The organism is Paraclostridium bifermentans, assembly GCF_019916025.1.
In the GTDB taxonomy this organism is placed as follows: Bacteria; Bacillota; Clostridia; order Peptostreptococcales; family Peptostreptococcaceae; genus Paraclostridium; species Paraclostridium bifermentans.
The window spans coordinates 1,064,981-1,077,213 of the sequence record NZ_CP079737.1 but is presented as its reverse complement, the minus strand read 5'-3'; the positions used below and the strand labels follow the sequence as shown (position 1 = coordinate 1,077,213).

The 12,233-nt window shown below is 26.2% G+C and carries 11 protein-coding genes; all 11 read right to left on the bottom strand.

Going from position 1 to position 12,233, the window contains the following annotated elements; genetic code table 11:
- Positions 1 to 25 precede the first annotated feature (25 nt).
- The 11 genes from KXZ80_RS05175 to KXZ80_RS05125 all read right to left on the bottom strand — a co-directional run bounded on the left by KXZ80_RS05175 (position 26) and on the right by KXZ80_RS05125 (position 12,129).
- Positions 26 to 1,144, bottom strand: a complete 1,119-nt coding sequence (locus tag KXZ80_RS05175; RefSeq protein ID WP_119472403.1) for an FtsW/RodA/SpoVE family cell cycle protein — start codon at positions 1,142 to 1,144, stop codon at positions 26 to 28.
- 170 nt (positions 1,145 to 1,314) lie between these two features.
- The gene (locus KXZ80_RS05170; protein WP_021432391.1) at positions 1,315 to 1,464 is read right to left on the bottom strand and encodes a hypothetical protein; all 150 of its coding nucleotides are present in this window, start codon (positions 1,462 to 1,464) and stop codon (positions 1,315 to 1,317) included.
- A gap of 100 nt (positions 1,465 to 1,564) precedes the next feature.
- Positions 1,565 to 2,404, bottom strand: coding sequence for a pantoate--beta-alanine ligase (gene panC, locus KXZ80_RS05165; protein WP_021432390.1), 840 nt, complete (start codon positions 2,402 to 2,404; stop codon positions 1,565 to 1,567).
- 13 nt (positions 2,405 to 2,417) lie between these two features.
- The gene (panB, locus tag KXZ80_RS05160) at positions 2,418 to 3,245 is read right to left on the bottom strand and encodes a 3-methyl-2-oxobutanoate hydroxymethyltransferase (protein ID WP_021432389.1); all 828 of its coding nucleotides are present in this window, start codon (positions 3,243 to 3,245) and stop codon (positions 2,418 to 2,420) included.
- A complete protein-coding gene (locus KXZ80_RS05155; RefSeq protein WP_226883759.1) occupies positions 3,220 to 4,098 on the bottom strand; it encodes a Rossmann-like and DUF2520 domain-containing protein in 879 nt (292 codons plus the stop codon). The genes panB and KXZ80_RS05155 overlap by 26 nt, the downstream gene beginning before the upstream one ends.
- Positions 4,099 to 4,262: 164 nt before the next feature.
- Complete coding sequence (locus KXZ80_RS05150) at positions 4,263 to 5,237, bottom strand: arsenic resistance protein (RefSeq protein ID WP_021432387.1); 975 nt, start codon at positions 5,235 to 5,237, stop codon at positions 4,263 to 4,265.
- Positions 5,238 to 5,506: 269 nt separating this feature from the next.
- The gene (locus tag KXZ80_RS05145) at positions 5,507 to 6,448 is read right to left on the bottom strand and encodes an SH3 domain-containing protein (protein WP_021432386.1); all 942 of its coding nucleotides are present in this window, start codon (positions 6,446 to 6,448) and stop codon (positions 5,507 to 5,509) included.
- A gap of 777 nt (positions 6,449 to 7,225) precedes the next feature.
- Positions 7,226 to 7,639 (bottom strand): hypothetical protein, encoded by a 414-nt coding sequence (locus tag KXZ80_RS05140; RefSeq protein WP_021432385.1) that lies wholly within the window; start codon positions 7,637 to 7,639, stop codon positions 7,226 to 7,228.
- Positions 7,640 to 7,716: 77 nt separating this feature from the next.
- Complete coding sequence (locus KXZ80_RS05135) at positions 7,717 to 9,156, bottom strand: sensor histidine kinase (protein ID WP_038285463.1); 1,440 nt, start codon at positions 9,154 to 9,156, stop codon at positions 7,717 to 7,719.
- A 1-nt stretch (position 9,157) separates the two neighbouring features.
- Positions 9,158 to 9,823, bottom strand: a complete 666-nt coding sequence (locus KXZ80_RS05130; RefSeq protein WP_021432383.1) for a response regulator transcription factor — start codon at positions 9,821 to 9,823, stop codon at positions 9,158 to 9,160.
- Between the two features lie 74 nt (positions 9,824 to 9,897).
- Entirely contained in the window at positions 9,898 to 12,129 is a 2,232-nt protein-coding gene (locus KXZ80_RS05125; protein ID WP_038285098.1) for an EAL domain-containing protein, read from the bottom strand.
- Positions 12,130 to 12,233: the final 104 nt, after the last annotated feature.

Below are 12,233 nucleotides of genomic sequence, written 5' to 3'. Positions count from 1 at the left end.
CTACCTCGTCTCTTATTAATTTAAATTAAAAATTAATTTTTCTTTTCCTCATTCCAACATTAAGAGCTAGCCCTAATGCTGCTAAAGATCCAACCAAAGAACTTGCTCCATAACTAATAAATGGAAGCGTTATTCCTGTAACAGGTATTAATGCCATAGTCATACCTATATTTTGAATAATTTGATATGCAAACATACTAGTTACTCCAATTATAATTAAAGTTCCATAAAAATCCTTGGATTCTCCTGCATCTTTTATCATCGTCAATAAAAATGCTCCATATAATAGCACTAAAGCTCCCATTCCTATTAACCCAAATTCTTCTCCTATAACAGCAAATATAAAGTCACTATCTGGTACCGGTAAGAATCCATTTTGACTTTGTGTTCCTTCATAAATACCCTTACCTTTTATACCTCCTGATCCTATAGCTATCATAGATTGTACAACTTGATAATTTCCTTTGTAACTTAAATCATTAGGATTTAAGAAAGCTTCTATTCTAACTTTTTGATGCGGAGCTAAACATGTATAAATTAATGGTAATAATAATACCCCTATTAAAATAGTATTTCTTATTATTTTACCATTAAGCCCTGATACAAATAACATTCCAAACATTATACATATAAAAACTATAGTCCCTCCTAAGTCTGGCTGCATTAACATTAAAAATAAAACTGGCATAGCTTTTAATACTGCTGGTATTATTTGTTTTATGGTATTTAGTTTACCTTTATATTCTTCTGCAATTTTAGCGTAACTTATTATGAAAGTAAGTTTGGCAATTTCTGATGTTTGAAGGTATAGTGGCCCTAGTTTTATCCATCTTCTAGATCCTTCTTGTACTACTCCTAATCCAGGTACCCATATAATTAATAACAATATTATAGTAAATATATAAAAAACATTATAAAATTTACCTGTTTTAATATAGTCAATTTTTATAGTGAAAATTATTAACGTAACCCCTATTCCAAATGCCAACAATTGTTTCATTATTTCTCTATAGTTACCGGTTCTATTTGCATGAGTTGCAGTTGTTAGCATTACAAGTCCAAATATAAATATAAGTGTAACATTTAATATTAATCTCCAGTTTAAATTTTTTATATGCTTAAGTGTTAATTTTTCCATAATCATAATCCTCTTTCTAATTTCTATTTTCCAGTTATATAAACTACAAATTTATAAATGGATTATAGAAATTAATTATGGAGAAATTATGGAGATTATTTGAGAGTAAACATAAAAGGGATATTTTAAAATATCCCTTTTATGTTTACTCTATTTATTTATAAATAATTTAAAACTTATAATCTTTTCATTGGATCTAATTCTTTTTCTATTTTTAAATCTTTGTGTTCTTGTTCTAACTCTTTTTCTCCAAATAATTCTCTATCTTTCAATTCTTCATCTTTTTTTATTTCTTCATACTCTTTTTCATTCATATTAGATTTCATTTTATTTTTCTCCAATCTTTGTATAATTATGTTAATAAATATACCCTTAATTTTCCTATATAATCATACAGCCAAATTGAATGAAATTTTTTTACACAACTTAGAAAATAAAATTATCTATTAATCTTGTATTTCCGATAAAAACAGCTACTGCAATCAATGATCCATCCTCAATAGTTTTTATGTTTTTTATAGTGTTATTCTCAACTATACTTATATAATCAATTTTTGCTAAAGGTTCTTTATTAATTTCATTTTTTATAAAGTTAATTATATTTTTAGAATCTCTTTCTCCACTTTTTATTAAAGCTTTTGCTTTTTTTAATGATTTGTTTATTATAGTTGAAGCTTGTCTTTCTTCTTTACTTAAATATGTATTCCTAGAACTCTTAGCTAATCCATCAGCTTCTCTAACTATAGGACAACTTACAATTTCAACATCAAAATTTAAATCTGTTACCATTTGCTTTATTATAGAAAGTTGTTGCGCATCTTTTTGTCCAAAATATGCTTTGTCTGGATTTACTATATTAAATAGCTTACTCACAACCGTACAAACTCCTCTAAAATGAGTTGGTCTGCTTTTCCCGCATAGTCCAGAAGTTAAATTATTCAAATCTACAAAAGTGCTAAATCCATCTGTATACATTTCTTCAACATTTGGGTTAAATATTAAACTAGCTCCATTTTTTTCACATATATCACTATCTCTATTTATATCCCTTGGATATGTAGATAAATCTTCATTTATTCCAAATTGCATTGGATTTACAAATATGCTTACAATTACTTTATCATTATCCTCACTAGCTTTTTTTATCAAACTTTCATGACCTTCATGTAGGTATCCCATAGTAGGTACAAGTGCTACACTTAATCCATCATCTTTCCAATCCTTAACTTGTTTTTTTATTTCTTTTATGTTATTTAGAATCTTCATGCCCAAATCCCCTTTAATATAGTTTTTCTATTATATCTTCATTTATCTTAAAACTATGTTCTTCACTTGGAAAAACTTCTGTTTTTACTTCATCTATATAATTTGAAAATGCATTTTTCATCTTTTCTCCTATATTTTCATACTTTTTCACAAATTTAGGTGTAAAATCACTAAACATCCCCAACATATCTTGATATACAAGGACTTGTCCATCACAACTAGCACCTGCTCCAATTCCAATAGTAGGTATAGTTAGCTTTTTAGTTATAAGTGATGCTAACTTTGATGGGACTCCTTCTAATACAACAGCAAATGCACCTGCATCTTCTACTGCTAGTGCATCTTCAATAAGTTTCTTTGCTGCTAATTCATCTCTACCTTGTACCTTAAATCCGCCAAAAGCATTTACAGATTGTGGAGTCAGTCCAATATGCCCCATAACTGGTATAGAAGAGTTAACTATCGATTGTATTTGGTTAAAAACTTCTACTCCTCCTTCTAATTTTACTGCATGTGCTCTTCCTTCTTTTATAAGTCTCCCCGCATTTACCACAGCATCATATGTGGACGTTTGATAGGACATAAAAGGCATATCTGCAACTATTAAAGTATTTGTACATCCCCTCGATACTGCTTTTGTGTGGTGTATCATATCTTCCATAGTTACAGATAATGTATCTTCATAACCTAAGCACACCATTCCTAATGAATCTCCAACTAATATTCCATTTATACCACAACTGTCAATTAGCTTTGCAGTTGAGTAATCGTAGGCCGTAAGCATAGTTAATTTTTCATTGCTTTCTTTAGCTTCTTTAAAAGTTACAATTGTATTTTTCATATTGTTCCCCCAAGTATTTTTCAATTTTAGAATAATCTTTTTCAAAATTTTTAACTTTAGTTATTTTTAATAAGTGCCTAGATAAGATAGTATATAATTCTTTATCTTCATCATTCAAAACTTCATAGTGATCTTTTATAGTTTCTAAATCACATCTTTCTATCGGACCTGTTAAACTGTTCAAAACACCTTGTTCCTTTATGTTTTTTATATTAAATTCAATTAACGGATATAAAGCTTTAATAGCTATATTTTTTTCAAATCCGCATTTTTCAAGATGTTTTATACTTTGATCAATTATAGGAATTATTAAGTTACTAGCGCTTACACAGGCTTCATGATATAAGGATTTATTTTCTTTATTGATTAATAAAACCTTGTTACCAATTGACAAAAATATATTTTTTAAATAATTTATGTATTTTTTGTCTCCTTCAATTGTAATAAATGCTTTAGAAATATTTTTATAAGAATTATATTTATCTGAAATTGCTAATATTGGGTGAATTGAATAACCATATGCACCATATTGGTTTATATTCGAAAAGATTTCTGAGGATTTTGCTCCACTTAAATGACATATTATTTTATTATTAATAGGAAAGCTAATTAGATTCTCCCACACGTTTTTTATTTGTGAGTCTGGAGTAGTGATTAATATAACATCACTATCTTGTACTAAATTTTCTAATTTAACATATTGTTTGGTATTTGTGAAAGTTGATGCTTCTTTAGAAGAATGCTCACTTTTGCTATAATACCCAACTAAATTTATATTGTTTTCTTTTAAATATTTTCCCAGGGAAAATCCCATCTTCCCCGCTCCAATAATTCCAAAGTTTATAGTTACCACCTCCTAATGAGTGTGATACTACTAATCAGTCTCATTCTAAAAAGATATGAGCTTCCTATAATAAAATTTTTTAATATCCAATTGGTGCAGTTTAATTAAAATACCACCCATGATAAATGTAACTTCATTTTTGTTTCATGTCAATAATATAAAAATGAAAGTGCCTACTTTAAGACACTTTCATTAATTACAAAATTATTATTTAAAAGTATTTTTGATATTATAAAAAGTACTGGTAATTCTATTAATGGTCCTATAATAAGAGCTAATGATATCAATGGTTTATCTGGGAAAGTAGCAACAGCTATAGCTAATGCTATAGGTGAATTTCTAGCAAGCGTTGTGAAATTTAATGCTATAGAGTCTTCCCTATTTAAATTTATTCCTCTAGATACAAATATTCCTACTATTAAATTGATTGCAAAGAACAACAATACAGGTACAAGTAATTGTAATAGAACTTCCGGATGTTGAAGTAAAACTTTACCTTGAGATGCAAACATAGCAACAATAGCTATATTTAAAAAATGCCCTTGATAATCACAAGCTTTTGAAGTTATTGTTTCCTCAAAAAAATCTTTGCCATTTTTACTTATAATTATTTTTCTTAAAATAATAGATAGTATTAATGGAATAATTAAACTCATAGCTACTCCCTTTAGTAAACTAAGTACTTCGATTTCTACACTAGAACCACCTATAAGCAATACATATATTGGCAGAAGTAATAATTGCAATATTAAATTTAGAGGCAATATCGACGCCCCTAATGCAACATTTCCTTTAGTTATTCCCGTAAATATTAGGTACCAATCTGTACAAGGTGTTACCATCAACATAACAAATCCAATCAACAAACTTGGATTATTTCCTAAAAATAATTTTCCAAGTATAAAAATAAGAATCGGTGTCCATATAAAATTTATACAAATCGATGTTATTGTAAATTTTTTATTACTAAATGACTTAACTATATCTTTTAAAGGAATTTGTAAAAATACTAAAAATAACATTACCATGAGAGCTGGCATTATTAGATACTCACTATACATTTTAATTATGTCAAATTGTCCAACAAAAATTCCAATAGCCACCATTAATAAAATCATAAAACTTTGAAATTTATTTATATTTTCCATAGCTAGTCCTCCTTTCATTATTCTAATAGTATATCATAGTTAATAATGATTTTCATTATTCCTATTTTGCATTTATTTTAATTAATACAATAAAAAAAGCAGACTTATAAAAGCCCACTTTTTTTTAACCTCATTTTTATCCAAATTTACGTTTTCTTTCACTCATTAAGCATAGTTGCCCCTAAAGCATCATCAAAGCCCTTAAAATCGATTTAAATAGCTTTTGAGGTGCATAAAAAAGAAGTCTCCATCGAGACTTCTTTTATTTATTATCCTAATATTTGTATTTCTATGTTTTGTCTTCCGAAAGTTGTACACTCAGATTCACTATTCATGAATATATCTATTTTATTTCCTTTTATAGCTCCTCCACAGTCCTCTGCAGTGAATACCATATCAAACTTAGGTATATAAACCTTTGTTCCATAAGGTATAACTGAAGGGTCTACAGCTATAGTTCCCCACTTAGGAGTTGTTCCTGTAGCAGTTATACTATGACCTGCATATGCACTTGCATTTACAGTCATTAATCTTCCACTATTGTTGTTTGATGAAGTTGTTTCTTCAGTTTTTGATGATTCATTTGAATTATTATTTTGGTTGTTATTTTGTGTATTGTTTGAAACTGCTTCTTCTGACTTCTCTTCTTTAACAGTTGAATCTTTTGAATCATTCTTTTGATCTACTGTATTTGTTGTAGCAGCTTTTACTTCAGTCTTTTTAGCTTGTTGCTCCATAGCTTGAGATTCAGTTAATGCATAATCTCCTGATATCCATCCTTCTTTATTGTCATCAAGCTTAACTTTATACCAATCATTTTCATGCTCTAATACTTCTACTACAGTTCCATTTGTTAATGATCCTATTTTATCATTTTCTACAGATGGTCCTTTTCTTACGTTTAATTCAGTAGCTGTTACAGTTGCTTTTTCTTTTGCAGTGTAATCTCCGCTTACCCATCCTTCATTTCCGTCTGAAAGTTTAACTTTGTTCCATCCATTGTTGCTTTCTAATATTTCAACAACCATTCCTCTATCTAATGATCCTATTTTATCATTTTCTACAGATGGTCCTTTTCTCACGTTTAATTTTTCTGGTGTAACTATTTCTTTCTCTGCAGCAAATATGCTGTTTGTTGAAGCATACATACCTCCAACTACTAAACCTAATGTTAATACTATTGATTTCTTTGCTCTTTTATTCATACTCATAAAATTCCTCCATTCAATTAAATAAAATTAAAAATTATATATTATTGACCTTATTGTCTTTTTAAATTCATATTGTTTGTGTTTGTTACTTTTTCGTAACTTTTTTTAACTTGTTATTAATGTTAATACACTTTTTTCTTTTTGTAAACACCTAGAACCAAAAAAAAGCAAATTTGGTTACAAAAGAGTTACAATTGGTAACAATGTTTATCTATTGAAATTGCAAGGATTCATAGGTATGTGAAATTCACTTAAAAATTTTTTAAATTTTTTTTGTAACTATTATAATTTATGCTATTTTTTCCTTATTTTATATGATAATCATTGTAAAAAATAGCATAAATTATAGCTTAACCACCTTTTCTATTTTAAATTTTGTAAATTCACTTTGTAACTTTTAGTTTTTACAAATGTATTTGCTCTTTTTTGTTAGCTCTGCTTATATATTTTGTTACTAATTAAAAAATCAGATTATCCAGTTTGTAATTCAAACTCAATTTAATATAACTCTTAAATTTTTAATTTCAATACAATACTAAAATTCTAGCTTTTTAATTTTTTTAATATTGATTGCTAATTTATATATATAGCTTTTATTTTAATTGTTTTATATGCATTGTATATTTGTTATAGATTTTTTCTATGTTAATTTAATGTTAAGTTATTGAATAGGTGCCATTTGTCTACTTCTCTATAACGATAAATATTTATCATTTCCTCATATAAATAAAAAATAAGGTTAGTTTTACTAACCTTATTTTTTATTTATATTAACTTTTATCGTTGATTACACATACCTCTACCTTGTCCTTGTCCATTTTTCATATGTCCACTATTTAATCTTTCAGATCTGTTTTGCTTCATATTTTCTAAAAAATCACTTCCTAAATACTTATATGCTTTATCATGAATTTCAAAGTATTTGTTTAATTCTTCATCACTTAAATTACTTTTTGGTTGTTTGTAGTACTTATCAAATATTGTTTTTTCATCTTTTGTAAGTTCATTATAGCCTTTGTCTATAAGTTTTTGTTGCTCATCTGTAAGTCTACATTCTTGTCTATTTTGGTATCTGTAACTAAATGAATTATCTGTAGATGATTTTTCATTTGCATTTGCTATAACCCCCATAGATCCAAATCCAATAGCTGATATAACACTAAGTGATAATATTATTTTTTTTAATTTCATAAAACTACCTCCTGTTAAATTATCTTTAATATCATTATGACTATCGATTGTTACAACTTAGTTACAAGTAAAAAAATTTACAATTTTAATTCAAACCAAAATTCGACACCATCTTTTTTGTTCAAAACACCGCATTTACCGTCATGAAGATTTATTATTTCTCTTATAATAGACAATCCCAGCCCCACTCTATTGTCACTATATGTTCTGGATTTATTAATTCTCATAAAAGAATCCCATATCTCATCTAAATATTCATCTTCTATGTTTTCTCCACTATTATATATAGATACTTTTAAATTTTCCTTACATCTATATGTAGTTATATTTAAAATACGCTTATTATCTATATGATGTATAGCATTATCTATAAAATTGTATAAAACTTGTTGAATTCTAATTTTATCTACATATATATAGATATCATTTATGTTTAAGGTTACATTTATATCTTTTTCTTTAATCTTTATTTCAAAATTTCTAATAGTTTCTATTATTAAGTCTTTTATACTTATTTGTTCTTTTTTTATACTGAACGTCTTAGACTCTAGCTTATATAAATCTAATAAATCTTTAACTAATACCCCCATTTTTTCACTTTCTTCATATATTACATCTATATAGTATTCTCGGTCTTCATAACTTTTTGCTACATTACTTTTTAAGCCTAAAGCATATCCACTTATAACCGTTATCGGAGTTTTTAGCTCATGAGATACACTCGACACAAATTCTCTTCTAAGATTTTCTTGTGTTTCTTTATTTTTAATAAGCACTTCTAATTCGTCATTTTTATATTTTAAGTCATTTAAGCTACTATTTATCTTATCAGACAATTTGTTTATACTTTGTCCTAATTTTTCAATCTCATCATTAGTTTTTATATCAACTCTTTCGTTAAAATCTAAATTTGAAATTTTATCAGTTACTTCATTTAGTTTTCTTATAGGCTTCGTAAACTTGATTGAAAAAATTATAGCCATTATAATAGAAATAATTATTATAGGAATAAAAATAATTATTAAAAAAGTAGAGGCTATCTTTATACTATTTTCAATTGAACTTATAGGTGTTTTAATAACTATCGTGTATAAGTTATCATCTGTGCTCGATATGATTGATAAAAACTCAATATTTTCTGAGTTTTCATGTATTATATATGAGGTTAAGTCTCTATTTATATAGTATTTATCTACTACTTCATATTTGTTTTTCATCTTCCCCATCATATGATTATTCATACTCATTCTGTTCTTAAATGCTAAGTTTCCTTCTTTATTATATATATCTAGATTTACACCCTTACTTTCGGTTAATTTTAGGAGCTTATTTGATGTATTTTCATCTAAATTTTCATTCAATATCACTTTTATTTCATTTGATAATTTATCTAATTGTAAACTAGTATACTTTATATATATATCTTTGAAGTTAATAGTAAATATTAATATTCCAACTAACATCATTGAGTTGATAAGTATTATCCCTGTTAATAATTTATTTTTTATAGATTTCATACTAACTCCCAAAAACATAGCCAAAACCTCTTATGTTCTTAATCAACTCTGATTCATAGCCTAATTTTTTTCTTAACCTTGTTATATGAGTATCTAATGTTCTCGGATCCCCATAGTAGTCATAGCCCCATACTAAATCTAATAATTTATCTTTTTTTAGCGATATTCCTACATTATTTAAAAATATAAACATTAATTCATATTCTATAGGTGTAAGTTCAATTTCTTTTTCGCTAACTCTTATTACATTATTATTTAATTGAAGAACTATGTCTCCATATTTAAAAGTTTGCTTTTCTTTCAATGAATTAACTCTTTTTAATAAGTTTTTTACTCTAGCAATTAGTAATTTAGGATTAAATGGCTTTGACATATATTCATCTGCACCTATATCAAAACCAAAGAGTTCATCTATATCACTGTCTTTTGCTGTTAATATAAGTACTGGAATATCTGATTTTGATTTTATATGTTTGCATACATCCCACCCATCTACAATAGGCATCATTATATCTAATATAGCTAGTGATATGTTTTCTTTTTCAAATAACTCAATTGCTTCTTTTCCATTTTCCGCTTTATATACATTAAATCCTTCTAATTTTAAGAAATCATTTATTAACCTTAGTATTCTTAAATCATCATCAGCAACTAATATGTTAACCATTTCCTATTCTCCTTCATACTTTTTGTTTTATGTTAACATAAAACAAGCTCCGGTTAAACACCAGAGCTTGTCTTCTATTTAAATAATTTAAATTTTTCTAATACTTGAACACTTAAAGGCTTACTATAAAAATATCCTTGTATATAAATTTTATCTGATTTTGTATTTTTTATAATTTTCATTTGATAATTTTCCTCCACACCTTCAACTACTATAGTTTTATCTTTTATAGTAGATAAGTAGTCTGCTGTTTCTATAAGTGTCTTATTTATAGATGAAGTTCCTATATTATCAATAAAATATTTATCTAATTTAATTATGTCAAATTCAAACTTGTCTAACATAGATATATTTGAGTAATCTACTCCAAAGTCATCTAACGCTATTAAAAATCCGCTATCCTTTAAAATTTTTATATTTTTGCTTACAGACTCTTTATTTTTATAGCTATTATTTTCAGTAATCTCTATGCAAATAGACCTTCTAGGTAAGTCAGCTTCTTTTATTATCTCTTTAAATGTTTCTACTATATATATGCTTTCAATTTCTTTAAGTGATAAATTTATAGAAATATAAAATTTTTCATTTATATTCTCTACATTTTTCAATCTTTTAAAGTCCTCAACTATTCTCTTTAATATCCAAACAGAAACTTCTTCCATCATATCACACTTATTAATTTCTTCTATTATTATATTAGGCATAATTAGTTTATTTTTCAATTCTAACCTAATTAGAGCCTCAAACCCCATAATTTTATTTTCTTTTGGGTTAACTATAGGCTGATAGTTTAAAAAATAGTTATCTTCTTTTATATATTTTTTCACTTTAGCTCTATGTATATATTTATAAATAATAGGATATATATGAAGTTTAAATATTACAGCAAATAGTATAAATATTATAACTTTAAAAAAGTTATTTAAAGACTTTATTGTTGTATTTTCTTTCTTAGCTTTATTCATACCATATTTAGCTATCACATTCTCATAATAATGATTTTTATAAAACTCTTTATTCTTTTCTCTTATAAGGTTCGCTAATTCAATACTGTATTTATATTCATTTTTTTCATCACCTAACTTTGAATATATATCTATTAATCCATGCAAATATATATCCTTGTACTCTATACGATTTTCTTTATTTGCTAAACTCAAACCTTTATTGTACACTTCTATAGAATCTTGGTATTTATGTTCTTTTTTATAAGCATTTGCTAGTGCCTTATAATAATACATTTCTTTATTTGCGTAAATTTCGCTACTATTGTCATCAATCATAGATGCAGCTTTTTTTAAGCAATCATGCGCAGATTTAAAATCACCTATTTCTGCATAATATTCACTCTTTATTGAAAGCTGCAAAACTTGGATATCATTTAGTTCATCTGCTTTTATAGAGTAACTGTACTTGTCTATTTCATTTACATAACTTAGTGATTTTTCATAATTACCCAGTCTACTTTCAACTTGGGCTAACTCTATTAATTTGTAACAGTTTAAAATTGAATTTACATATTTATTATCTATCTTCAATTTATCTGTGTATTTAATTATCTTGATAGCTGATTCATACTCTCCAATTTGTTTGGCTGAAACTCCCAAGTCTATTATAAATCTGTACAGTTCTTCCTTTTTGTCCAACTTTTTAGCAAGCTCTATTGCTTTTAAATTAGCCTCTATATCATAATTATAGCCATACATTGCTAAACTTACTGTAGACAACTTTTGATACAAATATAGTTTTGACTCATCGTCTAGTAAATTCTCATTTTCTTCTATCTTTCTATAGTCTTTAATAGCTAATTCTCTACCATTTTCTAAATCCATCAACTCACTATGAATATTCCAAATGATGTTTTTATACTTACTATAACTCGCTGGACTTATACTGTTAAAGCCCTCCTTAGCATAATCTAAAGCTTTGTTTACTTCTCTATTTTCTATAGCATCTTTGCTTAAATAGTAGTAACTATATAATTTAGCAAAATCATCTGTATATTTATTTTGATGTTCTATTACCTTTTTAAAGTATTGTTTTGCTTCTTTATTATTTTTCACTACGTTCTCATTATAATATCCTAATACAAAATAATCATTGGAATCTTTATGTGATTTAGAAAAAATCTCTATTTTTTCATTTTTTATTTTTTCTTTATCTATTTCTTTATCATTTTCATAACTATATGCAATATCTTCTATAATGTAATTATTTTCTTTCTTTATTAAATAATAAGATCCAAACATTAGAATAAACACTACTAAGCTTATTAAAATATTTTTATTTAGATTTTTTATCTCCATTCCCCTCTTTCTTATTTTTAATCTAGTACCAATGTTATATATATCTATTTATTTAGTATGCTAAACAACTTTTCATATTATAAATAAAAATAGACCTTTTCAAA